Annotated in this window: 21 protein-coding genes; all 21 read left to right on the forward strand. The window is 54.1% G+C overall.

Going from position 1 to position 24,207, the window contains the following annotated elements; genetic code table 11:
- The first annotated feature begins 26 nt into the window (after positions 1-26).
- Positions 27-1,322: a nucleotide sugar dehydrogenase gene (locus IEX16_RS07215; RefSeq protein WP_188707679.1), complete on the forward strand. Its 1,296-nt coding sequence runs from the start codon at positions 27-29 to the stop codon at positions 1,320-1,322.
- Positions 1,323-1,334: 12 nt separating this feature from the next.
- Positions 1,335-2,282 carry a Gfo/Idh/MocA family protein gene (locus IEX16_RS07220; protein ID WP_188707680.1) on the forward strand — a complete coding sequence of 316 codons (948 nt, stop codon included), beginning with the start codon at positions 1,335-1,337 and terminating at the stop codon, positions 2,280-2,282.
- Positions 2,279-2,857, forward strand: a complete 579-nt coding sequence (locus IEX16_RS07225; RefSeq protein WP_188707681.1) for an acyltransferase — start codon at positions 2,279-2,281, stop codon at positions 2,855-2,857. The genes IEX16_RS07220 and IEX16_RS07225 overlap by 4 nt, the downstream gene beginning before the upstream one ends.
- A gap of 13 nt (positions 2,858-2,870) precedes the next feature.
- Positions 2,871-3,962: a DegT/DnrJ/EryC1/StrS family aminotransferase gene (locus IEX16_RS07230; protein WP_188707682.1), complete on the forward strand. Its 1,092-nt coding sequence runs from the start codon at positions 2,871-2,873 to the stop codon at positions 3,960-3,962.
- Between the two features lie 18 nt (positions 3,963-3,980).
- The gene (locus IEX16_RS07235; protein ID WP_188707683.1) at positions 3,981-5,993 is read left to right on the forward strand and encodes an acyltransferase family protein; all 2,013 of its coding nucleotides are present in this window, start codon (positions 3,981-3,983) and stop codon (positions 5,991-5,993) included.
- Positions 5,994-7,259: an oligosaccharide flippase family protein gene (locus tag IEX16_RS07240; protein WP_188707684.1), complete on the forward strand. Its 1,266-nt coding sequence runs from the start codon at positions 5,994-5,996 to the stop codon at positions 7,257-7,259. It begins immediately after the preceding gene.
- Positions 7,256-7,870: an imidazole glycerol phosphate synthase subunit HisH gene (hisH, locus tag IEX16_RS07245; protein ID WP_188707685.1), complete on the forward strand. Its 615-nt coding sequence runs from the start codon at positions 7,256-7,258 to the stop codon at positions 7,868-7,870. The genes IEX16_RS07240 and hisH overlap by 4 nt, the downstream gene beginning before the upstream one ends.
- Positions 7,867-8,613, forward strand: coding sequence for an AglZ/HisF2 family acetamidino modification protein (locus IEX16_RS07250; RefSeq protein ID WP_188707686.1), 747 nt, complete (start codon positions 7,867-7,869; stop codon positions 8,611-8,613). Before hisH ends, IEX16_RS07250 begins: the two co-directional genes overlap by 4 nt.
- A gap of 64 nt (positions 8,614-8,677) precedes the next feature.
- Positions 8,678-9,934, forward strand: coding sequence for an O-antigen ligase family protein (locus IEX16_RS07255; protein ID WP_188707687.1), 1,257 nt, complete (start codon positions 8,678-8,680; stop codon positions 9,932-9,934).
- Positions 9,935-10,016: 82 nt separating this feature from the next.
- Positions 10,017-11,324, forward strand: a complete 1,308-nt coding sequence (locus tag IEX16_RS07260; RefSeq protein WP_188707688.1) for a hypothetical protein — start codon at positions 10,017-10,019, stop codon at positions 11,322-11,324.
- 10 nt (positions 11,325-11,334) lie between these two features.
- Positions 11,335-12,480, forward strand: coding sequence for an N-acetyl sugar amidotransferase (locus IEX16_RS07265; protein WP_188707689.1), 1,146 nt, complete (start codon positions 11,335-11,337; stop codon positions 12,478-12,480).
- A gap of 7 nt (positions 12,481-12,487) precedes the next feature.
- A complete protein-coding gene (locus tag IEX16_RS07270) occupies positions 12,488-13,618 on the forward strand; it encodes a glycosyltransferase (RefSeq protein ID WP_188707690.1) in 1,131 nt (376 codons plus the stop codon).
- Positions 13,619-13,630: 12 nt separating this feature from the next.
- Entirely contained in the window at positions 13,631-14,758 is a 1,128-nt protein-coding gene (gene wecB / locus IEX16_RS07275) for a non-hydrolyzing UDP-N-acetylglucosamine 2-epimerase (RefSeq protein WP_188707691.1), read from the forward strand.
- An 18-nt stretch (positions 14,759-14,776) separates the two neighbouring features.
- Positions 14,777-16,594 (forward strand): glucosamine 6-phosphate synthetase, encoded by a 1,818-nt coding sequence (locus tag IEX16_RS07280; RefSeq protein ID WP_188707692.1) that lies wholly within the window; start codon positions 14,777-14,779, stop codon positions 16,592-16,594.
- A 20-nt stretch (positions 16,595-16,614) separates the two neighbouring features.
- The gene (locus IEX16_RS07285) at positions 16,615-17,841 is read left to right on the forward strand and encodes a glycosyltransferase family 4 protein (protein WP_229676250.1); all 1,227 of its coding nucleotides are present in this window, start codon (positions 16,615-16,617) and stop codon (positions 17,839-17,841) included.
- A 40-nt stretch (positions 17,842-17,881) separates the two neighbouring features.
- Positions 17,882-18,739 (forward strand): class I SAM-dependent methyltransferase, encoded by an 858-nt coding sequence (locus tag IEX16_RS07290; protein ID WP_188707694.1) that lies wholly within the window; start codon positions 17,882-17,884, stop codon positions 18,737-18,739.
- On the forward strand, positions 18,736-19,389 hold the full coding sequence (locus IEX16_RS07295; protein ID WP_229676236.1) for a sugar transferase: 654 nt from the start codon (positions 18,736-18,738) through the stop codon (positions 19,387-19,389). Before IEX16_RS07290 ends, IEX16_RS07295 begins: the two co-directional genes overlap by 4 nt.
- A gap of 1 nt (position 19,390) precedes the next feature.
- On the forward strand, positions 19,391-20,275 hold the full coding sequence (locus tag IEX16_RS07300) for an aldo/keto reductase (protein WP_188707695.1): 885 nt from the start codon (positions 19,391-19,393) through the stop codon (positions 20,273-20,275).
- A 203-nt stretch (positions 20,276-20,478) separates the two neighbouring features.
- Positions 20,479-21,531 carry a thiamine pyrophosphate-dependent dehydrogenase E1 component subunit alpha gene (locus IEX16_RS07305; protein ID WP_188707696.1) on the forward strand — a complete coding sequence of 351 codons (1,053 nt, stop codon included), beginning with the start codon at positions 20,479-20,481 and terminating at the stop codon, positions 21,529-21,531.
- Positions 21,528-22,523, forward strand: a complete 996-nt coding sequence (locus tag IEX16_RS07310) for an alpha-ketoacid dehydrogenase subunit beta (RefSeq protein WP_188707697.1) — start codon at positions 21,528-21,530, stop codon at positions 22,521-22,523. The genes IEX16_RS07305 and IEX16_RS07310 overlap by 4 nt, the downstream gene beginning before the upstream one ends.
- Before the next feature lie 198 nt (positions 22,524-22,721).
- Positions 22,722-23,990 carry an O-antigen ligase family protein gene (locus IEX16_RS07315; protein WP_188707698.1) on the forward strand — a complete coding sequence of 423 codons (1,269 nt, stop codon included), beginning with the start codon at positions 22,722-22,724 and terminating at the stop codon, positions 23,988-23,990.
- The last annotated feature ends 217 nt before the right edge of the window (positions 23,991-24,207 follow it).

Here is a 24,207-nt window from a genome sequence, read left to right on the forward strand (position 1 = left end):
TGCTTCCTGACAACCGTCCAAACGCCATGAATCCAGGCACTCATAAAATTGCTCTCATCGGCTTGGGCTATGTCGGCCTCCCGCTGGCTGTTGAGTTTGGTAAACAGCGCGCGGTGTTGGGTTTTGATATTAATGTGGCCCGGATTGCCGAACTGAAGGTCGGGCAAGACAGTACCCTCGAAGTGACTTCTGAAGACTTGAATGCGGCAGCTCACCTGTGCTTCAGCAGTGATCCGGATGATCTGAAAGCCTGCCAGATATTCATTGTCACCGTGCCCACACCCGTGAACACCGCCAACCGTCCCGACCTGACTCCGCTGGTCAAGGCGAGCGAAACGGTCGGTAAGGCGCTCAAACAAGGTGACATCGTCATTTACGAATCCACCGTATATCCCGGTGCCACGGAAGAGGTGTGCGTGCCCGTGCTGGAAAAGGTCAGTGGCAAAAAGTTCAATGTCGATTTTTTTTGCGGCTACAGCCCCGAGCGGATAAACCCTGGCGACAAGGTGAACACTCTCACAAAGATTAAGAAAATCACCAGCGGCAGCACGCCAGAAATCGCTGACACGGTCGATGCGCTGTATCGCAGTATTATCACCGCCGGTACCCACAAGGCCAGCAGCCTCAAGGTGGCCGAAGCCGCCAAGGTGATTGAAAACACCCAGCGTGACCTCAACATTGCTTTGGTCAACGAGCTCTCTGTCATTTTTGAGCGCTTGGGCATCGACACGCTGGATGTGCTTGAAGCCGCAGGCAGCAAATGGAACTTTCTGCCGTTTCGTCCCGGCCTGGTCGGCGGCCACTGTATCGGTGTCGACCCGTATTACTTGACCCACAAGGCCGAAGAGGTGGGCTATCACCCTCAGGTCATTCTTGCCGGGCGCCGCATCAATGACAACATGGCCCGCTACGTGGCGCGCAACACCATCAAGTTAATGCTCAAAAATGGCCTCGATGTGCCGCGGTGCCGCATTGGTGTGCTTGGCATTACCTTTAAAGAAAACTGCCCCGACATTCGTAACAGCAAGGTCGCCGATATGGTGCGCGAGTTCGAAGCGTGGGGCGCCACCGTGGTGGTGGCCGACCCCTGGGCCAGTGTCAAGGAGGTAGCGCATGAATACGGCCTGCTGTTGGGTACTATTGACGCAGCCAATCCAGTAGATGCGTTGGTGGTGGCGGTCGGGCACAACCAATACCGTCATGCCACACCGGCCGAACTGCGTGCGCTGTGCCGAGGTCCCAGGCCGGTGCTGGCCGACGTGAAGAGTTTGATCGATCGCCACGAAGCCGCCGCAGCCGGCTTTACCGTCTTCCGTTTGTAGTCAATCCAAGACATGAAAAACTTTGCTCTTATCGGTGCTGCTGGCTATATTGCCCCGCGCCACATGCACGCCATCAAAGACACGGGCAACCGATTGGCCATGGCCTACGACGTCAACGACTCGGTTGGAATCATCGACAGCATTTCACCCCAAAGCGAGTTCTTCACGGAATTCGAACGCTTCCAGGAATACGCCTTCCAGCTCAAGCGCGCGCCGGCTACTGCGCTGGACTATGTGGCCATCTGCACCCCAAACTACTTGCACCACGCTCACATAGCCGCGGGACTCCGCTTGGGGTGTGACGTGATTTGCGAAAAACCGCTGGTACCTACCCCTCAGTTGCTCGACGAATTGGCGCTGATCGAAAAGGAAACGGGCCAGCGCGTTTACAACATTCTGCAACTTCGCCACCATGCCGCCATCCTCAAGCTTCGAGATAGGGTGGCCGCTGCCCCGAAAGACAGCAAGTTCGATGTTGAGTTGACCTACATCACTTCTCGAGGCAAGTGGTACGCGGAAAGCTGGAAAGGCGATAACCGCAAGTCCTTCGGCATAGCCACCAACATCGGCGTGCATTTCTATGACATGCTGCACTTCATTTTCGGCAAGCTGCAGAAAAACGTGGTTCACCACACTGGCGAAGCCAAGGCCGCAGGTTATCTTGAATACGAACGCGCCCGCGTGCGGTGGTTTTTGTCTATCGATGCCAATGACCTGCCCGCCGACGTGAAAGGCAAAAAGTCGACCTATCGCAACATTGATGTGAGTGGCGAGCAACTCGAATTTTCCGAAGGCTTCACCGACCTGCACACCACCAGCTACAAGGAAATTCTTGCCGGTCGTGGCTACGGGCTGGACGATGCCCGCCATTGCATAGAGACCGTTAACGTCATTCGCACTGCAAAAATAGCCGCCGCCGGTGCCGATGCACACCCATACGTCCAGCGCTTGCAGGCATGAGCTACACGGCCCATCCCAGTGCCATCATTGACGAAGGCGCGCAAATTGGCGACGGCAGCCGCATCTGGCACTGGGTTCATATTTGCAGCGCGGCCAAAATCGGTAGTGATTGCTCCTTTGGCCAAAACGTGTTTGTCGGCAATCGCGTGGTCATCGGCAATAACTGCAAGATTCAAAACAACGTCTCGGTATACGACAACGTCACTCTGGAAGATGATGTGTTCTGCGGCCCCAGCATGGTTTTCACCAACGTGTACAACCCCCGCTCTGCCGTCAACCGCAAGGATGAATACCGTAACACTGTGGTCAAGCGTGGCGCGACCCTTGGCGCCAACTGCACGGTAGTCTGTGGCACCACTATCGGGAACTACGCCTTTGTAGCCGCCGGTGCTGTCGTCAACCGTGATGTGAAGCCTTATGCCCTGATGGTCGGGGTGCCGGCCAGGCAAATCGGCTGGATGAGCCAGTTCGGCGAGCGCCTTGAATTGCCTTTAGAGGGTAATGCTCAAACACGTTGCAGCCAGACGGGGCTGAGCTACGTGCTTCGTGGCGGACACTGCATCTTGGAAGAATGAAGATCGGAAAAGAATGGAATTCTGTGACCTCAAAAGCCAATACCAGCGGCTGAAAGCCGACATCGATGCCGGCATCCAGCGCGTGCTCGATCACGGTCAGTACATTCTTGGCCCTGAAGTGGCCGAGCTGGAAGAGAAACTGGCGGCTTACACCGGTACCAAGCATTGCATCAGTGTGGCCAACGGCACTGACGCGCTGCAAATCGCGCAAATGGCGCTGAATATTGGCGTTGGGGACGAGGTCATTACCCCTGGCTTTACTTACATCGCCACCGCCGAGACTGTGGCACTGCTGGGCGCCAAGCCGGTGTATGTGGATGTTGACCCACGCACTTACAACCTGGATCCGGCGCTGCTTGAAGCCTCCATCACCCCCCGTACCAAAGCCATCGTTCCGGTCAGCCTGTACGGCCAGTGTGCAGACTTTGACGCCATCAACGCTATTGCCGCCAAGCATGGGATTCCTGTCATCGAAGATGCCGCCCAAAGCTTCGGCGCCAGCTACAAAGGCCGCAAGAGCTGCAACCTTTCAACCATCGCCTGCGCCAGCTTCTTCCCCAGCAAGCCACTGGGTTGCTATGGCGACGGCGGCGCCATCTTCACCAATGACAACGAACTGGCCAAGGTTATTCGCCAGATTGCTCGCCATGGGCAAGACCGGCGTTACCACCACATCCGCGTCGGCGTGAACAGCCGTCTTGACACACTTCAGGCAGCCATCTTGCTGCCCAAACTGGCTGTGCTGGATGAGGAAATGGCCCAGCGGCAGCAGGTTGCCGCTATCTACAAAAAGCTGCTTGGCGAGGCGGGTATCCACACCACCCCCTATGTAGAGCAACACAACATCAGCGCCTGGGCTCAGTACACCATCCGTGTGCAGGATCGTGATACGGTGCAGGAAAAGCTCCGGCAGGCTGGTATTCCAACAGCGGTGCATTACCCGATCCCGCTGAACAAGCAACCGGCTGTGGCCGAGCCCGGCGCCACGCTGCCTGTGGGCGATCAGGTGGCGGCGGAAGTCATGAGCCTGCCCATGAGCCCGGGTTTGGCCATGGCAGATCAGGTCTTGATTGCAGAGACTCTGCGCACGCAACCAGCGGCGTAAGCACAGCAGATTCCCACAGTGAGCGCCCTCAAGTATCGGTCCGATATCGATGGTCTGCGGGCGCTGGCTGTACTCAGCGTAGTCATCTACCACGTCAGCCCTCAAAGCCTACCCGGAGGTTTTCTTGGCGTCGACATTTTTTTTGTAATTTCAGGCTATCTCATATCCCTAATCGTATTTCGTGAGCAGGCGGCTGGCACGTTTAGCTTCGCCGATTTCTACGCGCGGCGGATTCGTCGCATCTTCCCCGCCCTTGCAGTGGTGCTGCTGGCAACTGTTGTGTTCGGCGCATTCTCGCTCTTTGCTGATGAATATCGGCGACTTGGCATCCACGCTGCATCGGCCATCGTTTTCCTGCTTAATTTTCAGTTGATGGGGGAGGCCGGTTACTTCGACGTTGCTTCTGATTCCAAGCCATTGCTTCATCTCTGGTCCCTATCCGTCGAGGAGCAGTTCTATCTCGTATGGCCAGCCTTGCTCGTGGTGCTAGGGCGCGTTCGTTGGCGTATTGGCTTGGTCATTGGAATACTAATTGTCGGCTCCTTTGGCTTCGCTATTTACCTCGCGAATAAACACCTCGACGCATTCTATTTTCACCCCCTCGCTCGATTCTGGGAGCTTTTGCTAGGCGCAGCCTTGGCCTATTGCCACAACCGCTTCGGAATTAACGCACTCCCGACCAGAATAGATCAACCATGGATGCGTCATCTTCTTTCTTTCACAGGGTTGGGGGCGATATTTTTCGCGCTTTTTATGTTTGACGGCCGGGCTCCCCACCCCAGCGGACTCACGCTCATTCCGCTGCTGGGCACGGTCTTTTTGATGGCCAGTGGAGGCAGCGCGGTGGCTGGACGTCTCCTGGCACTGAAACCAATTGTCTGGATTGGACTGATCAGTTACCCGCTATACCTCTGGCATTGGCCTTTGCTTACATACATACGCGTTATGGAGTCTGGTACGCCAGCTAGAGGGCTCCTTTGGATTGGTGCGGGTGCTGCGGTCTTGCTCGCCGGGTTGACGTATAGATTCATTGAACAACCGCTGCGTCATCCCAGCAGAGCTCGCCCCGCACTCGCCATCCTTGTCAGCACAATGATTGTATTGTTCGTGGCATCGCTAAGCGTGGTGGCTTCCGAGGGACTTCCGGGCCGTACATCCGTAGGCTATGTGAAAGCCGCTGAAGCGCAAATAAAGCGTGAGCCTGCATCTGACGAGGCCTGCAAGAACCTTTTCGCTGCAGGAAGCGCACCAGTTTATTGCCGACTGCACAATTCCGGCAAGCAGATGATCGGACTCATTGGTGATTCACACGCCCATGTCTTGTTTCCGGGTGTATCAGAGTTGGCCGGTAAGCAGGGTTATGGAACATTGCTATTGGCGAATTCTGGTTGCCCGCCATTGTTGGGCGCGGTCACAGGCCGAAATGCAGCAGAGCGGCAATCGTGCGCTCAGAGCATTGAAACAATAGTAAAGGCGGTGCTTAGTGACAAACGAATCGTCACCGTTGTTATTGCTTCACGAGGTCCTCAGTACTTGACGGGTGCAGGTTTTGGCCCCGCTGAAGCCAACTATAGCTATCCACCGATTACTACAGAACCGCTTCCCACTAAGCAGAGTCAATTGACTCCGGGCAAGATCTTTGCAGATGGCCTGCTTAACACGAGCTTGCAACTTCATCAACGCGGGATTCGCGTGTCCTACCTCCTACAGGTGCCAGAGCTGGGAGTTCCTGCACGGAACTGTCTGGGGCGACCATTGGTGCTGACTCCGCAGACCAATATGTGTACTGTCGAATATGAAGTTTACCGGGATCGAATGCAGTCTTATAGAGATCAAGTTTTAGGTCTCGCCCAAACGGCGCCTTATATGCGCATAATCAACGTCGAGCAGGCGTTATGCATTGAGAATAAATGCTCTGGGTTTATCGGCAATCAGCTTCTTTATGCTGACGACAATCACTTGAGCGTAATAGGTTCCAAGAGGGTTGCACCAATAATAATCAAAGCTGCCATTGAGGGCGAGGTTCGCTAAATGGTATTAGACGCAGAAGGACGCTCGACGGTCAGAACTTTCTGGCGAAGTGTGGGCGTGGTCTTGACCGGGACGGTTGCAGCGCAGTCGATACCGTTGCTTGGATCTCTCGTTATCGCCCGAATTTATGCGCCAGCAGAGTTTGGTCTCTTCTCTGCCTGGCTGGGGATGGTGATGATGGCGGCAGTTGTCGTCACTGGGCGTTTTGAAATGACGCTTGCTGTGGAGCCCGATGGTGCCCCGAGAAGATTCGCTGTGGCGGCTACGCTCGGCACAATATTGCTTGCAAGTTCTTTTTTCGCGCTGATTACGGGGGGTATTTATCTTGCAGGCGGCCTGCTTGACGACGTCCAGCCCGCTATGGTCGGATTGTTCGTTCCGGCCGCATTGCTTGCAGGGGTGACGCACACCTGGCAGGCGTGGTCGGCAGCGGAAGGGAATTATCGCGGACTGTCCTGGATACGAATCTCCCAGGCGTTTGTCGTGACAGCTGCGCAAATAGGTGCCGGCCTCATTTCACCGACGGCGTTTGGAATGACGCTCGGCCACGTGCTGGGTACTGCAGCGGGCATAGGTTTCGCCGTGTATTTCATGCCGCTGAATCCCTTGTTGCTGGGAGGAAGGGCGGAGTTCTGGACAAAACTTAAAGCCTTTTGGCGGAACCAACGGCGTTTTCCGATGCTGGCCTTGCCAGCGGATGCCCTCAATGCGGCATCAGGCCAATTGCCGCTCCTCCTGATTGCCAGTCGTTTTGGGGCGGAAGCGAGCGGCCTGTTTGCCTTGACACTTCGGGTGCTGGGTGCCCCCATCGGGTTATTGGGTGCAGCGGTACTGGATGTGTTCAAACGAAGCGCGGCCAGCAGTTATCGAGAAAAAGGGCATTGCAGGGACGAGTACGCACGTACCTTCTGGCTTCTGGCTGCTGGCGGGTGTGTGTTGGCGCTCGGGGTCATCGTCGTTGCCGAGCGACTATTCGTTGTCGCATTTGGTGAACCGTGGCGCCAGGCGGGCATCATCGCCATCTGGCTGATGCCCATGTTTGCGTTCCGTTTCGTGGCAAGCCCCCTCAGTTATGTTTTTTATATCGCAGGTAAACAGCAGATTGACTTGGTGTGGCAGTGCGCCCTGTTTGCAATGACGCTGGCATCCTTCATGTTAACTTCCAGTTTTGAGACGTCCATCAAGTTCTATTCGGCGGGATACAGTCTTCTCTATGTTATTTATGCCATTCTTTCTTATCACTACAGCAAAGGCAAGCAATCATGATTGTCATTGTTGACTACGAAATCGGAAACCTGGCGGCGATTGCCAACATGTTCAACCGTCTGGGTGCGCCTTGCGAAATTACGGCGAACCCTGAAAAAATCGAAAATGCTGAAAAGCTTGTTCTGCCTGGCAATGGTGCCTTCGATGCCTGCATGCACAGCCTGCGCGCCACCGGGTTGATTCCTTTACTTAACGACAAAGTATTGAACAAAAAAACGCCTCTTGTCGGTATTTGTGTTGGCGCGCAAATGCTTGGCCACAGTAGCGAGGAGGGTAACGAGGCTGGGTTGGGTTGGATGGATATGAAAGTCAAGCGTTTTCCAGCCCTTCCGAACTTGCGGATTCCTCACATGGGCTGGTGCCATGTCAAGAATGCCTCGCCGGCCCATCCGCTTTTCGAAGAGTTGAGTGAGGATGCAAGGTTTTATTTTGTCCACAGCTATTTTCTCGATCCGGCAGATGCGGAGGATGTCTTGTTGAGGGCGACCTATGGTGTGGAATTTGCCGCGGCGGTCGGCAAAGACAATATCGTCGGCGTGCAATTTCACCCGGAGAAAAGCCATCGTTTCGGCAAGCAGCTGCTCGCCCAGTTTGCGGAGAGGCCGTCGTGATTCGTGCACGCGTTATTCCCTGCCTGCTGTTACGTGGTCATGGACTGGTGAAGACACGGAAATTCAAGGACCCGGTCTATGTGGGTGACCCTGTTAACGCTGTGCGCATATTTAGCGAAAAGGAAGTAGACGAACTTGTAATTCTTGACATCGACGCTTCCCGCGAAGGGCGGGAGCCAAACTACGAGCTTGTCGCAGAAATCGCGGGTGAATGCTTTATGCCGGTTGCTTATGGTGGCGGCATCAGCACACTTGCTCAAGCCCGCAAGCTGATTCGTTGTGGCATAGAAAAAGTGGTTATCAACTCGGCATCGGTTGAGTCGACTGCTTGTATTCGCGAGATTGCAGATGTTTTTGGCAGCCAGGCAGTGGTCGGCGCCATTGACGCGAAAAAGACGCTGTTGGGCGGGCACCGCGTGTTTGTGAAGTCCGGAACAATCGATGCGAAAGTGAAGCCTGAAGATCATGCCGCCATCCTTGAGCAGGCTGGGGTGGGCGAGATTTTTCTAAACAGCATTGACTGCGACGGGCAAATGCAGGGCTTCGATTTACCCCTAATCCAGAAAGTGGCACGTCGTGTCAATGTTCCCTTGGTGGCTTGTGGCGGTGCCGGCAGCGTCGAGCATCTGCGAGAGGCGATAATTGAGGGCGGTGCTTCCGCCGTTGCTGCGGGCAGCATGTTTGTGTTCCACGGAAAGCACCGTGCAGTGCTCATCAACTACCCGACCGCGATTGGATTTTGAGCCGTAACACTTATTTAGGCGCACTTTTTCTTTTTAGAGTGCGCAGGTTACCGAGGTACGAAACGTGAATAGCGCAATTGATTCAAAAATGACTGGACTTCTTCTAGCGAGCACGCTCGGCCTGCTATTTATTGGATTTATTAAAAAAGTCTTGCCCTGGCCGGTTGACATGACACTTGTTTCACTTGGCCTAATGGTCGCGACAGTTTTGATTCATCCAAGAAGGATAGAGGTCGTAGCGCACTCTAAGGTCGTTGTAATTCTCGTCATTTTCCTTTTGTTCATGGCTGTCCGCCTTGTCCCGACATACTCATTGGTCGGAATGGAAAAGTTTGCACATCTCTTCTTTATTGGAATGCCAGTATTCTTCTCGGGATTCATTATTGGACAAAGTGAGCTTGCGTTGAAACAGTTGCTGAAGGTAGTACAGCTGAGCGGTACGGCCATCAGTATTTTTTTGGTACTCAGTGTGGCACTCGGGCTTACGAGCGGGCGTCAATCGTTTTTGTCCGGGGGGTATCAACTTACTGGGGTTCTGATTGGTCTGGCGCTAATTGGTGGTGCCATTGAGCGTCGCAGTTTGGTGGTCGCTATTGCTGCGTTAGGTTTGGCGGTATGCGGCAATTTGTCGAGCGCTCTATTTGCGTCATTTGTAACTTTAGCTATATTGGTTTTAAGACGAGATTTCCGATTGGCAGCGAGCTCTGCTAGCTTGACTATCGTACTGACTAGTGGCTACGCAGTGTTATTCGAGGTGCCAATACTCGTAGATGTTATGGTCAGCAAAGTGATAGGTCTGAGTTCAACTTTTCCAGCTGCGTTTTCAGCTCTAAGTTCTAACATCTCGTGGCCTGACATAGGTGCTTTTAGAGGGGATGATCTGGGATCCGCGGATGCACGTGTTGGCAGTGAACGTGCGTTAGTATTACCTGAAGGTTTCGATCCAAGAGCCAAAACAGATGAAGCGAGCGCAAATCGAATATGGCTGTTTGCTGACGCGGCCCGTCATTGGGCTGAGGCCCCGCTAGTTGGCGGTGGTTTTGGAGCACTTACTTACCTCCTTCCTGAGCATGCTTACCCGCATAATATTATTCTCGAGCTTTTAGCGGAAACTGGGTTGGTTGGCTGCATGCTTTTCATTGGACTGTGCGGGTCACTAGTTATGGCCGTACATAGAAGCCCAAGGTCCATGGTGTTATGTGCTTTTGCATCATTTTTGTTTTTGTTGTCCATGGTGGGCGGGGATATCAGCTCTCGACTGCTCTGGTTCGGTTTAGGGCTCTTATTTGCGACTAGAGAGCGAGCACCGTTGAATTCGTAGTCTTATCGTTGCAGTACTAGCCGGGGAAGATTTGACTAAACAATGCGAATCATCGCGAATTGATAATTTTTATTAAGTGCTCATGAGCTCAAAAGAACCTCTCTTGGGGGCAAAGAGCAACATTTTTGCTTTAGCTTCGTTGTATGCGCTGTACGTGAGCGCATTACTATCTACATATATTGTGCAACTAGCAGAAGCGCACAAGGATAAAGGATGGCGGCCATTAGATATGTCGGCAGAAAGTTGGCTGGGGATGGCAATTGGTTTAGCTTTTTGCATTTGGACATTTTCTCGAATGGATGGTCGGCCTTCTGATTTTTTTAGATTCTTTCTCTGTGCTCTTCCACTGACCTCATTCATACTGTTGCATTCCGGTTCTGAGTCCTTGCCTCGCGGAGCCGTGCTAGCGTGCATCCTGATGCTCATCGCCCCCCTTATTCTTATGGAGATTTTTAATGGCGTTTTCCCCCCTCTGACTTCTCCCAAGCGATCAAATCCTGTTGCTATCGAATGGATGGTCTCACTCCCATTAGTGTTCGCCATTCTGATTGGCTTTTTAAGTGCGCCAGAAAACGCTGGCTTCGGTCTGAATAATTCTCACATCAGAAGGTTTGAAGGTCGTGAGCTATACGCCGCAGGTAGTCTTCAGGCCTATGTGCTATCAATGAGCATGAATGGATTCATACCGTATTTGGCGTTTCTTTCCGCTTTGAAGAAAAACGTATGGCTACTTGGGTTGGCAATCCTTGCGGGGATATTCTTTTTTTGGCTAATAGGGGTCAAAGCTCCGTTGGCTTACCTTATTGTTGCCCATATTCTTGGTTGGCTTCTACGCTGGAAAATGCTGAATAAAGTCGCCCATATATTCTTGAGTGCCATCGTGGTGCTATGGATGATTGTGTTGCTTGAGTGGTGGCTGAAGGGGTATTCATACACGGCTGATTATTTGTTTAGGCGTCTTTTCCCCGTTCAAGCTTTTCAACAGGGCTACTATCTCGACTTCCTACTTTCCGAAAAACTGATTTCTTGGTCTTGGCTAACTGGAGCCTCCGACCCCAACTTCCAAGCTTCGTTCTACATAGGGGAACGCTACGACGGTGGTGTAAAAACTAACTCCAACACGAATGCCTTTCTTTCCGCATTCATGAGTGCTGGGGTGGTAGGCTACGCGGGTGCGGCAATTTTCATCTCATCGATTCTGGTCGTGTTTGACCGGCTTTGGAGATCGAGTCGCAATCCCTCGTATTTATTTCTTGGATTTTTGTACGGCATTTTGGTGATTGAACAGGCCTATACCGTGGCCATGGTGTCATCGGGTGTTGGATTACTATTTATGCTGGTTTTCTTTGAAAAACCGGTGACGCACGATAATTCTAGTTATGTTAACTAAGGAAAGATAAATGCCTTTAGATAAGTATCGGCGGTGCTCGCGATGCGTGATGGATGAGAGCGACGAAGCCATTACGTTTGATACGGAGGGCGTTTGCAATCACTGTCGTCACTTCGACGCGGTTACGCGAAAGGAATGGTTTCCAAATGAAGAGGGCGCCAACCTATGGAATGACATATCTCGTGAAATTCGCAAGTCGGGAGAGGGTCGAGAGTATGACTGCATACTAGGTCTTAGTGGGGGGGTCGACAGTTCTTACCTGGCCATGAAGGTCAAAGACTGGGGGCTGCGCCCCTTGGTCGTACATGTTGACGCCGGATGGAACAGCGAACTGGCTGTCGCCAATGTCGAGAAGATTGTCAAGCATTGCAACTTTGACCTGCACACCCATGTCGTTGATTGGGAAGAGATGCGCGATTTGCATCTTGCGTATTTGAAGGCGGGGGTCGCCAACCAGGACGTACCACAGGACCACGTTTTTTTTGCAAGTCTGTACCATTTTGCGGTGCGAAATAATATTCGTTACATACTGAGTGGTGGCAATCTTGCGACCGAAGGGATTTTTCCAGATACGTGGCATGGCAGTGCCATGGATGAGATTAATTTGAAGGCGATTCATTCCAAGTACGGCGAGCGGCCACTTAAAACCTACAGCACCATCAGTTTTTTTGACTACTATTTTTGGTATCCGTTGGTCAAAAAAATGCGCACTGTACGTCCGCTGAACTATATGCCCTACGACAAGCAGCAGGCTGTGTCTGAGCTGGAGCAAAAAATTGGCTGGCGAGCCTATGGCCGCAAGCATGGTGAATCCCTGTTCACCAAACTTTTCCAGAACCATTATTTGCCGGTGAAGTTTGGCTACGACAAACGCAAGCCCCATTTATCCAGCCTGATTGTGTCTGGACAGATGTCACGTGAGCATGCTCTGGCCAAGCTGGCTGAGCCGCTGTACGATCCGCAGGAGCTTGAAATCGATATTGCGTATTTCTGCAAAAAACTCCGCATTACCCGCCAGCAGTTTGATGGTTTCCTAGCCGCGCCATCACAACACTACACCGACTTTTCTACCTGGAACGGGCGTTACCGGTTGCTTAAGAAGGCGCAGCGCCTGATTGAGCGCAGCCTGGGCCGACAAGTCAAGGTTTATTCCTGAAGCCGTAATGAGCAATTTGCAAATGGTGCACCTGAGCACCGCTCATCCGCGTGACGACACCCGTATTTTTATCAAGCAGGTGCACACCTTGTCTGCTGCGCTGGCGGAAAATGTGAGCTTGGTCGTGGCTGATGGCTTGGGTGACAGCCGGCAGCCGAACCAGCCCGGGATTTTCGATCTGGGGAAATTGCCCGCGAGTCGCTTCAAGAGGGCGGTGGTGGGGAATTTTAGGGCTTTGATGTTTTTTTGGAGGAATCGGCCGCAGTTGGTGCATTTCCATGACCCGGAGCTGATCCCGTTGGGGTTGCTGCTTCGTCTGCGCGGCTCTCAGGTTATCTACGATGTTCATGAGGATGTGCCGCGCCAGACGATGAGCAAACACTGGATACCCGTCATTTTCCGGTGGCCAGTCGCTATGGCGATCGCTGCCATGGAGTGGCTTGGTGGCAAAACTTTCAATGGCATCGTGCCAGCCACGCCAACCATCGCTGCGCGATTCCCCGTAGGCAAGACGGTGTTGGTTCAAAATTTTCCGATTCAGTCTGAATTGGTTTTGGCCGATCCTTTACCTTATGCTGAGCGGCCGCAAAAATTTGCGTACGTTGGCGGCATTTCCGATATACGTGGTGGCCGGGAGATGGTGCAGGCACTTGAACATATGGATGATCTGCCTGAGGTCCGGCTGGAAATGGCGGGAGGTATCACGCCGGAAGGCTTCGCTGCTGAACTTGCCAAGTTGCCTGGCTGGTTCAAAGTGCATCACCGCGGAACCATTGGAAGGCAAGACGTGGCGCGTCTGCTGGGTAGCGCCAGAGCCGGATTGGTGCTGTTCCAACCCATGCCCAATCACGTCGATGCCCAGCCCAACAAGATGTTCGAGTATATGTCGGCTGGCTTGCCCGTTATAGCTTCGGACTTTCCACTGTGGAGGCAGATCGTTGCAGGCGCCAGATGCGGGTTGTTGGTGGACCCGCTTGACCCGCGCGCAATTGCTCAAGCTCTCCGCTGGGTGCTCGAGCATCCCGTTGAGGCAGAGGTCATGGGCCGAAATGGGCAAGAGGCTGTTCACAAAATATACAATTGGGAGAAGGAGGCTACTCAACTGGTTGGGCTATACAAAAAATTGCTTTCCGCCTGAGCGGTCCAAGATATGAAGAAAATAGTTACAGTGCTCGGCGCGCGCCCTCAGTTTATCAAGGCAAGTGCCGTATCCGCTGCAATCGCAAAAGCTGACTCTCTGGATGAGGTGGTCATTCATACCGGCCAACATTTCGATGCCAACATGTCGGATGTTTTTTTTGCGGAACTGGGCATGTCCAAGCCTGCTTACCTCCTGAACATCCATGGAGGTTCGCATGGAGCCATGACCGGTCGCATGCTCAGTGAAATCGAACGTGTTTTGATGGATGAGAAACCCGATGCGGTGCTGGTTTACGGCGATACCAATTCCACTTTGGCGGGGGCTTTGGCGGCTGTCAAGCTGCACATACCTGTGGCTCATGTCGAAGCCGGCCTGCGCTCCTTTAACATGCGGATGCCCGAGGAAATTAATCGCATCCTAACGGACCGGGTATCGTCGTGGCTATTTGCACCTACAGCGGCTGCGATGCAGCATCTCATGCAAGAGGGCACGGATTCGAAAAAGATTTATCTTGTGGGAGATGTCATGTATGACGTTGCCCTTTACCATGGTGCACGAGTCTCCCCAGAAGCGGGGATGTTGGGGCAATTAAACCTATTGCCAGAAAATTATGTGCTGGCTACCGTGCATCGTGCGGAAAACACCGACAGTCCAGAAAGGCTCGCCGCCATCGTTGATGCGCTGGATTCAATCGCAAAAAACATACGTGTGATCTGGCCAATGCATCCGCGCACGCGCGCTGTGCTGCGCCAAAGCGGTCGGCTTGAGCAACTTTCCAAGCGCGTGACGCTCACAGAACCAGTTGGTTACCTGGACATGGTGCAGCTTGAAAAATATGCTGCTTTGATTGCCACGGACTCTGGAGGCGTGCAAAAAGAGGCCTTCTTTTTTGGCGTGCCATGCGTTACCTTGCGTGATGAAACCGAATGGGTGGAGCTGGTGGCGGCCGGCTGGAACCGTTTGGCTTCTCCCGCGGGCGGCGATGATATCCACTCCGTCATTCAGGACGCGCTTGGCAGCAGAGGTCAATCCATATTTCCGTATGGGGACGGGCGAGCAGCTGAGATGATCGTAAGTCACTTGTCTGAATCACCCGGTTTATCCTCGACCTCATCCCGCACAAGCGGAATCTTATAAATACTTTTGAAGATATATATGTGTGGCATTTTTGGAATTATTTCCCAGTCCACGATCAGTCAGGATGTCCTGAATGTTTTGGTTAGACATGCGGAGCAAAGAGGCAAAGACTCATCAGGGCTGATCACCCACAGAGACTCGCAATACAAGATCACCCGCGCTGATTTTGCGGTTTCAAAGTTGGCCAGGCAGGTGGACTTGCGAGGCATTAACCTGGCCTTGGGCCATAGCAGGCTGATCACCAATGGGCTATCAGACAATCAGCCCGTCGTGCGGGATGACGTATTTGTGCTGCATAACGGGATTGTGGTCAATCATGAGTCAATCTGGGCTTCTCTCGAAAAAAAGAGAGAACTGGAAATCGATACGGAAGTGATCGCTGCACTTGCTGCGGAGCATATTGAATCCGGCGGATTGCTTGAAACGCTCCCTGTAAAAATCCTGAATCTTTGCGAAGGCGTTGTGGCATGCGCAATCGCCCTGCCTAAATTGGGAAAGCTTTGCCTCTTTTCCAACAACGGAAGTCTGTATCTGGGGACGAAAGATGGAAGTACCATATTCGCCTCGGAGAGCTTTCCGCTGACAATGCTTGGTTGCGAGGGGGTGCGGCAAGTAAGAGATGTGGTCATCATCGATATCCCTGTGAGCGACCAGCCCGCTCAAATCATCGAAAAGGGAAGTCGGGACATCAACTTGGTGCCTGCATTGTCGTTCTCAGGCGATGAAGAGAAGCTTCTCGCATTCAGTCCAGTCAATCTGCGGCGTTGCACCAAATGTCTTCTTCCTCACACCATGCCTTTCATCAGATTTGATGCGGGCGGTATATGCAATTATTGCCATAACTACAAGCCCAGGAACGTTCCGAAGCCGAGAGAAGAACTGTTTGATTTGGTGAAGCCATATCGCAGGTCTGAGGGCGATGATTGTATTGTTCCGTTTTCCGGCGGGAGGGATAGTTGCTATGGTCTTCATCTCATAGTCAATGAACTCAAAATGAAGCCGGTAACTTATACCTACGACTGGGGAATGGTGACGGATCTGGGTCGACGCAACATCAGTCGCATGAGCGCCAAGTTGGGCGTGGAAAATATTATCGTTGCCGACGACATCACCAAAAAGCGGGAAAACATTGCCATCAATCTGCGGGCTTGGCTCAAATCCCCGCATCTGGGAATGATCAGCATATTGACCGCTGGCGACAAGCACTTTTTCAGGCATATCGAGACCATCAAGAAACAGACAGGTATTGGCTTGAATTTATGGGGGGTCAACCCGCTGGAGGTCACCCACTTCAAAGCAGGCTTTCTTGGCGTTCCTCCGGATTTTGAAGAAGATCGGGTCTATGCCCACGGGGCCATGAAGCAGCTTCGATATCAATGGTTGCGTTTCAGTGCAATGCTCGACAGTCCAGGTTACTTCAACAGATCACTGTGGGATACCCTGTCGGGCGAGTACTACCGCAGCTTTTCCGAAAAAAGCGATTATTTTCACATCTTCGATTACTGGCGTTGGGATGAGCGACAGATTGACGAAACTCTGGACCAGTACGGTTGGGAAAGAGCGCCTGATACGACAACCACTTGGCGAATCGGGGATGGCACAGCCGCCTTTTACAATTATATTTATTACACGGTTGCCGGTTTTACGGAGCATGACACATTCCGGAGCAATCAGATTCGGGAAGGAGATTTGAGCAGGGAGGAGGCGCTGGCGCTTGTGGAGCAGGAGAATGCTCCGAGATATCCGAATATAAAATGGTATCTGGACGCGCTCGGCCTTGACTTCAAGGAGGTTATCACCGTGATTAACTCCATACCCAAGCTTTATTCGGCATAAGCGACAAGATGCGCAATCGAATGAGGGTGTGGTATCTGTCCGCCTATGACCAGCCAGGAGGCCAGTCTACCCGGACCCATGATTACTCGAGAGAGCTGGTGCGTCGTGGCCACGAGGTCACGATGTTTACCAATGGGTTCTGTCACTTCACGCACACGGAGCGGCTTGGCGCTGATGAGCGCTGGCGTGTCGAGATGGTGGATGGTATCCGTGTGGTCTGGCTGAAAACGCGTCCCTACAACGGAAACGGAGCTGGACGCGGGCTCAACATGCTGGACAATGTTCGGCGCATCTTGCAGGCATCGAAAGTACTCGGGGACAAGCCGGATGTGATACTCGGCCCCTCGGTTCCCACATTGACCGGTTGGGCCGCCGCGAGGCTTGCCCAGCGCTATCGTGTGCCGTTCATTTTTGAAGTGCGTGACGTCTGGCCGGACGCGCTGGTGGATATTGGTGGGCTGTCAAAGCGCAGTCCGGTTTATCACGTTTTCCGTTATCTTGAAAAAATGCTTTATCGAAAGGCGGAGCGCATTTCATCGACATTGCCTCACCTCTCGGAACATGTTGCCGCTAGCGGCAACGATCCAGCGAAGATCGTTTGCATTCCAAACGGAGTAGATCTGACCCCCTACACCCGGGACGCAGCGTACGATGGTGGCGAAGGGCGCCAGCTTGTTGTGATGTACGTCGGTGGGTTCGGTCTGGACCACGATGTGCCCACCATCATCCGTGCTGCAAAACTGTTGCAGGACGCCGGAGACAAGACTTTTCGCTTTATTGTGATCGGCGGAGGTGTTCGCAAGGCCGAGGCTGAGGAGCAAGTGCGATCCTACAAATTGCGTAATCTTGAACTTCGCGAACCGATACCGAAGTCCCGTATTCCGGAAACCCAAAGAGGCGCGGATATTCTGGTGGCAGCCATCACGGATTCCAGGTCCTATCGGTTTGGCTTGAATTTGAACAAGCTGTGCGCGTATTTCGCCTCGGCGCGTCCCGTTTTGTTCTCTGGCAATCCGCCTAACGATCCTGTGCGTGATTCGGGTGCGGGTGTGAGTGTCGCAGCGGAGGATCCAGCCGCTATGGTGGCAGGATTTAAGGAGCTGGCGGCTATGGGGCCTGCCAGGAGGATTGAAATGGGTGAGCGCGGACGGATGTATGCACAAACCACGCTGAGCATGGAAGCTCTGGGGGCACGTATGGAAAACATGCTCGCCTCCGCTATAGAAGAGTATAAAGCGCGTTCCTGAGTCAGGGCGCGAGGTGTTTTAACGAGATCAGGAGAAAGCAATGGAACAAGGGCAATTGGAAGAGCGCAAGCTCAAGGAAATAGAGCACTCCCGCAAACGCCGCGAGGTTCTTCAGGGCTTTGAGCGCATTGCCGATACGCATGCTGCGGCGCAGGTCGAGAACCTGGAGGAGCTGGTCAAGGACAAAGAGAAGTTTGATTACCACTTCTCCAACATGAAGTACTACGCCGTGGTGGTCAAGAGCGAGGAGCACAAGCACAAGTGGCTTGAACAGCACTGCGCTCCTGGCAAGAAAATTCTGGACTTCGCCTGCGGCAATGGAGAGAACGGCATTTATGCCGCCACGATGGGGGCTGATTGCACCGGCATTGACATTTCGCCGGAAGGGGTGGCAAATGCCACCAAGAATGCCGAGAAGTTCAATGTCTCGGATCATTGCAGGTTCGTGGCGATGGACGGTGAGAACATGACGTTTGAAGACAACACCTTCGATCTGGCTGTTGAGTATGGCGCCCTGCACCATGTGGAACTAGACAAGGCCCTTTCTGAGCTGGCTAGGGTGTTGAAGCCGGGCGGGAAAATGATGTGTGTTGAGGCGCTGCGCCACAACCCGTTGATTCATTGGTATCGCAAACGAACACCGCATCTGCGCACCGAATGGGAAGTCGAGCACATTCTGGGGGTTGAGAGCCTTGACATCATGCGCAAGTATTTCGGCCAGGTCGACGTGAAATTTTTCCATCTGACCGCGCTTGCGCTGGTCCCGCTCCGCAAGACATTTCTTTTCCGTTTCCTGCTGCCAGTTTTCAACGCAATTGACAGCGTTCTGTTATCGACGCAGGCTGTCGGCAAGTATGGCTGGATCATGACCGTCGAACTGGGACAGCCCAAGAAGTGATTTATCGCGTTGCCAAGCGATTGACGGATCTGGGGTTGTCGTCCGCGGCGGTCTTGGTCCTTGCACCCGCCATGCTGTTGATCGCGCTATTGATCAAGGCAGGATCGCCTGGCCCGGTCTTCTACCGTGGGGAGCGGGCGGGCAAGAATGGTCGGGTGTTTCGCATACTCAAATTTCGTTCGATGGTCGTGGACGCAGAGCGCAAGGGTGGCTTTTCAACGGCTATCGACGACCCCAGGCTGACGGGTACAGGAAGGTTTATCCGTAAGTACAAGCTGGACGAATTGCCGCAGTTTTTCAATGTGCTGGTCGGGGATATGTCCCTCGTCGGGCCACGGCCGCAGGTGCTGTTTTACACCAACAAATACACGGGGGAAGAGAGATCGATTCTGTCCGTCAAGCCGGGAATCACGGATCTGGCGTCGCTTTACTTTGCAGACATGGACTCGGTGCTGGGAAGCGGCGATGTGGACGCCCGTTATCTTGCCGAGGTGGAGCCTGTCAAGAACAAGCTGCGCCTGCGATATATCAGGGAGCAGTCGTATTTGCTGGATATGAGGATTCTGGTGGAGACGGCGTTCAAACTGATCGGTTTTGAGAATGTCACTGGCCTTAATGTCTCGCCAGGGAAGTCCAAGGCCAATGGCTAGCGTGCCCGAAATTTCCAGAATCTGCTTTGGGTGCGAGCCACTCGGCGGCGCAGACTGGGGACCCATCAGTGTGCCGGATATCGCCGATGCGATTTCCCGGGCGCTGGAGCTCGGCGTTAACTTCTTCGATACAGCTGACGTGTACGGGTTGGGCTTGTCCGAAACGCGGCTCTCGGAAATTCTGGGTGCCAGGAGACATGACGTGGTGATTGCCACGAAGGGCGGCATGTCGTGGCGCGAGGCCACCTCAGGCGGGCGTGCTGCCGTTTCCAGGGACAGCTCCCCAGCCTATTTGAGGACGGCGGTGGAAGCGAGTTTACGGAGGTTAAGGCTAGACCGGTTGCCCGTTTACTTTATTCACTGGCCTGACCCTGGCACGGAGATCAAACATACCTTCGAATTCCTTTCCAGGCTGAAGGAAGAGGGGAAGGTCGGGCATATCGGTTGCTCGAATTTCAGCGCGGCACAGGTCCGGGCCGCGTGTGAAGTTTCAGAGGTCTCGTTGGTGCAGTTGCCCGTGAACTTGCTTGGTGAGGAGATGGATCTTGAGATGGCGGAGTTGGTGAAGGAGAAAGCTATCGGCGTGGTGGCTTACAACGTGTTGGCCAATGGGCTTTTAACGGGTAAATACGACACCAATTCGCGATTCACACAGGATGACAGGCGCGCCCGCCTACCTCTGTTTCATGGCGAAGCCTACCTGCGGGCATTGCTTCAGGTAACTGAGATTTCCGCCCGGGCGGAAGCCGAGAATCTCACATGCGCCCAGTACGCCATCGCCTCGGTACTTCGACGGGGTGATGTGGTTTCAGCAATTCTTGGTGTCAAGAATCGTGCGCAAATCGAGGAAAACTATTCTGCAATGTCCCGGCTGTTCGGGCGCTAGGGCATGAGCGGGTTATGTGATGATGGGGCTATGGTGTCTGAGCGTCCGGAAGGCGTTTCAAAGCCTTTGATGAATATCATGTTTGCCTTGCGTCTGAAGGGTGTGACGGCCCTGCGGACGGTTTGGCCCCTTTTTGGGTTGGGCAAAAGGCTGCAGCCCTTTGGCTGCAGCCAACTGTCATCGCAATTTACGGAAAACACACTATGAACGACTGGTCCCTGGGCCACTTGGCCGACCCTGCCCAACATCAGCAACCGCTCGATGTTGCTGGGCAGGATCCAGCTACCTTGCTGGCTCAACTGCAAATGATGCTCCGTATACGGCTGGCAGAGCGCTGTCTGGCTGAAGGTCGCCGTGACGGGTTCATTGGTGGCCCGGTTCATCTCGGCGTGGGGCAGGAGGCCGTGGCGGTGGGTGTTGCTGCGGAGTTACGCAAGTCGGATCGTGTCTTCGGCGCACACCGGTCGCATTCGCATGTGCTGTCCATGGGATCCAGCCTGCATCGCCTGTTTGCCGAAATTCTGGGCAAGGACACAGGACTTTCCCGGGGTATGGGAGGCTCCATGCATCTTTGGGATCAGCCTAACGGGTTTTATGGGTCTGTGCCTATTGTCTCCGGAACCGTCCCGCTGGCCGTGGGAGCGGCATTAGCCGCAAAAATGCAGGGCGGCGGTGATGTGGGCGTGGCGTATCTCGGCGATGGGGCGGTGGAAGAGGGCGTTGTTCACGAGTCGCTCAATCTGGCCAGAATGCTCAAAGCGCCAGCCATTTTCATAGTCGAAAACAACCTGTTTGCAAGTCATATGCATATCTCGTTGCGACAACCCAAAGAAGCAACCGCACGCTTTGCCGCCGCCAACGACATTCCTTACGAAATCGTGGATGGCAATGACGTGATTCAAGTCCGGGCGGCCGCTGCGAAGCTGATCGGGCAGGCACGCGCGGGGGATGGCCCGGGATTTCTGGAAGCCGTTACATACCGGTGGTACGGCCATGTTGACTGGCGTGAAGATATTGACGTGGGAGTTAACCGCAGTGCGCAGGAAGTCAGCGCCTGGCGCAAGCGTGACCCGATCGCTCGTCTGGTGGCCGGTCTGCGGGCTCTCAATCTGATCGATGCAGATCAACTGGCGAACACGGAAACCCAAATCGCTGAGGAAGTCACCGATGCCTGGAAACGGGCGCAGTCTGATGCCTTTCCTCCCCTTTCCGCATTGATTTCACGGGTGTTTGCTGGCACGGGAGTTACACAATGAGCGGCACGCGATACAACTACGGCACGGCCATGCTGTCGGCATTCGAGTATCTTCTGGAGAACTACCCTGAAGTGTTTGTGATTGGTCAAGGACTGTGGAGTCCGTGGTATGTCGGCAATTCAATGACTGACCTCGACAAAAAATTCGGTGCACACAGGGTGATAGATACACCCGTGTCCGAATCGGCGTGTACAGGCGCCGCCGTAGGAGCAGCACTGGCGGGCATGAAACCCATCGTGGTCCATCCGCGCATGGATTTCATGCTGTACGCGATGGATGCCGTGGTCAACCAGGCAGCGAAGTGGTCTCATATGGTTGGTGGCCAGGCAGGCCCCGGCCTGACCATCCGAACCATCATCAATCGGGGAGGAGAGCAGGGTGCCCAGCACTCGCAAGCCTTGCACGCCTGGTTTGCGCATGTTCCGGGTCTGCGTGTTGTCATGCCAGCCACGGTGGCTGACGCGCGCGATTTATTGATTGCTTCGGTATTGTGTCCCGATCCTGTGATTTTTATTGATGATCGTTGGCTCTACGATCTTGAAGATGACTTGCCACCGGTGGTCGAGCGTTCACTGGCCTCGGAGCGGCCGCAGTGTTTGAGGGAAGGCCATGACATCACGATCGTGGGCTCTGGCTACTCAACCAGACTCGCACTGGATGCCGCAGCACTGCTCCAGCAGCAGGGCGTGTCTGCGGAGGTCATTGATCTGCGAGTACTCAATCCGTTTTTGCCGGATAACATCATTGCTTCTGTGACAAAAACCGGTCGCTTGATGGTGCTCGACGGAGGCTGGAGCCCGTGCGGGATGGCTGGTGAGGTTATCGCTAGCGTGGTAGAACGTGTCACTCCTGCCGTCTGGAAAAAATCGCCTGTGCGTATTACCTTGCCCTTCGCGCCTGCGCCGACTTCACGGGTGCTGGAAGAGGCTTATTACCCCACTGCCGCGATGGTGGTGTCTCAAGCCGGGCAACTCATGGACAAGGCGTGCTGAAGAAGCCATCCGACCTCGCGTCCTGGCGCTTGTGGGCTGCATGCGACTCGAGAGTGGGCTAAAACGTGTGCCGGCTCTGGTGAATCAGCAATTGTCCTGCGGCCCAGGCATGGTCGCGCCGCGTGCGGGTCGCCCGTCCCCACCTGATCTGGTTGCAGGGGCAAGCCCGGCAAGCTGTATGACTTTCATGCGTTGCAAATGACGACACGCCGCATCAATACCCGTATCGCCGCCGCAGGCATGGCTGCCGTAGCCACCGGCTTGTCGGTTGCCATCATGAGCCTTGCCAAGGTGGTGTTGTTGATCGCGGCGCTGCTGCTGCTGCTGCGGGGCAATCGGGCGTCCGGCCGTGACGCAGCATTGCATGAACTGTGGACACCAAAACTGGTCCTGCTCATTATTTCAGCATTTGCCGCCAGCTTGTTATGGACGTCGGCGCCCACGTCCGAGGCCTTGGTAGCGATGGGCAAGTATGGAAAGTTACTTGTGATTCCGGCGCTGCTGGTGCTGATCCGTACGCCTCGAGAGGCCACTTGGGCCCTGACCGCCTTTCTTGGGGCGCAGGCATTTTTGCTGATCAGTTCCTTGCTGCTCTATTTTCATTTGCCCGTGCCGTGGGCGACTTCCCGGGATGCGCTGACCTCTTATGCCGTTTTTTCCAGTTATCTGGATCAGGGCATCATGAGCGCTGTGGCCGCCGCTGTGTTCTGGCACTTGAAGGGGCTGGCACCTGTCCGGTCTTTGTTTTATGCCTGTATTGGGATGTCAGTGTTGGCATTGGGCAACGTGTTTATCGTGTTCACCGGACGAACCGGTCATCTGGCGGGCATTGTCATGATGTCGCTGGCCATTTTTTGGGCATTGCCTCGGCGATATCGTTTTGCGGCGCTTTTCGCAACACCATTGATCTGTCTGCTGGTTTTCTTCAGTTTTGACAAAGTGGCGCAGAGATTTGCAGCCACCACCGCCGAGATATCTGCCTACACAGCGGGTGTCGGCGCTGCAACTTCGGCAGACAACCGGCTGGACTTTTGGGCGGGATCTCTGGGGGCCATTGCGGCGCATCCTTTCCGGGGCACTGGTGCTGGTAGCTGGATCACCGAATACAACAGAATTCAAGGCGCCAAAAGTTCTGCTTTCAAAGATTTGGGAAGCAGGAAAGAGGGAAACGCCGGTAATCCTCACCAGGAATATTTGTTGTGGGGGGTACAGCTGGGCGTGGGAGGAATCGCTCTACTGCTGGTTTTTCTGGGTGCCGGCGCGGTTGACTTGCTGAAAATGTCATCTCCGATTGCCAGGGCGGGTCTGTCAGTGGTGGCGGCCCTGGCGGTGTCTTGTTTGTTCAATTCATCCCTATACGATGCCTATATCGGTGATTTCTTTTGCCTGACGCTGGGTATTCTGCTCGCCTACGGTGTCCATGGTGGCGCCATGCGCGCCCGACAGGAATCGCCAACACCGACTTGACGGTCGATGGTGCTTTCTGGCTTCCGGTGCCCGTGGACTGCGTTCGCGGCAATCTTCCCCATCGGGAGCTTCCACAGGTCGCCGGAAGGCGTCTGTCAGGTTAAGTGGGCCACTTTTCAACCTGTTCCGCGTCGCTGCGCTGGGAGGTGCCTTCGCCTCCAATGGTTGTCGGTCTCGGTCCTTCTGTCCATGTCAGGTCAGTGCACGTGCGCGGTGT

Origin of the sequence: Polaromonas eurypsychrophila, from assembly GCF_014641715.1 — a bacterium.
GTDB lineage: Bacteria > Pseudomonadota > Gammaproteobacteria > Burkholderiales > Burkholderiaceae_C > Polaromonas > Polaromonas eurypsychrophila.

Excerpts from the sequence above, each read along its gene's own strand:
- wecB (WP_188707691.1), top strand. The coding sequence starts at position 13,631 with ATGAAGAAAATAGTTACAGTGCTCGGCGCGCGCCCTCAGTTTATCAAG.
- IEX16_RS07280 (WP_188707692.1), top strand. The coding sequence starts at position 14,777 with ATGTGTGGCATTTTTGGAATTATTTCCCAGTCCACGATCAGTCAGGAT.
- IEX16_RS07285 (WP_229676250.1), top strand. The coding sequence starts at position 16,615 with ATGAGGGTGTGGTATCTGTCCGCCTATGACCAGCCAGGAGGCCAGTCT.
- IEX16_RS07305 (WP_188707696.1), top strand. The coding sequence starts at position 20,479 with ATGAACGACTGGTCCCTGGGCCACTTGGCCGACCCTGCCCAACATCAG.
- IEX16_RS07270 (WP_188707690.1), top strand. The coding sequence starts at position 12,488 with ATGAGCAATTTGCAAATGGTGCACCTGAGCACCGCTCATCCGCGTGAC.
- IEX16_RS07310 (WP_188707697.1), top strand. The coding sequence starts at position 21,528 with ATGAGCGGCACGCGATACAACTACGGCACGGCCATGCTGTCGGCATTC.
- IEX16_RS07260 (WP_188707688.1), top strand. The coding sequence starts at position 10,017 with ATGAGCTCAAAAGAACCTCTCTTGGGGGCAAAGAGCAACATTTTTGCT.
- IEX16_RS07230 (WP_188707682.1), top strand. The coding sequence starts at position 2,871 with ATGGAATTCTGTGACCTCAAAAGCCAATACCAGCGGCTGAAAGCCGAC.
- IEX16_RS07225 (WP_188707681.1), top strand. The coding sequence starts at position 2,279 with ATGAGCTACACGGCCCATCCCAGTGCCATCATTGACGAAGGCGCGCAA.
- IEX16_RS07215 (WP_188707679.1), top strand. The coding sequence starts at position 27 with ATGAATCCAGGCACTCATAAAATTGCTCTCATCGGCTTGGGCTATGTC.
- IEX16_RS07220 (WP_188707680.1), top strand. The coding sequence starts at position 1,335 with ATGAAAAACTTTGCTCTTATCGGTGCTGCTGGCTATATTGCCCCGCGC.
- IEX16_RS07240 (WP_188707684.1), top strand. The coding sequence starts at position 5,994 with ATGGTATTAGACGCAGAAGGACGCTCGACGGTCAGAACTTTCTGGCGA.
- hisH (WP_188707685.1), top strand. The coding sequence starts at position 7,256 with ATGATTGTCATTGTTGACTACGAAATCGGAAACCTGGCGGCGATTGCC.
- IEX16_RS07290 (WP_188707694.1), top strand. The coding sequence starts at position 17,882 with ATGGAACAAGGGCAATTGGAAGAGCGCAAGCTCAAGGAAATAGAGCAC.
- IEX16_RS07315 (WP_188707698.1), top strand. The coding sequence starts at position 22,722 with ATGACGACACGCCGCATCAATACCCGTATCGCCGCCGCAGGCATGGCT.
- IEX16_RS07265 (WP_188707689.1), top strand. The coding sequence starts at position 11,335 with ATGCCTTTAGATAAGTATCGGCGGTGCTCGCGATGCGTGATGGATGAG.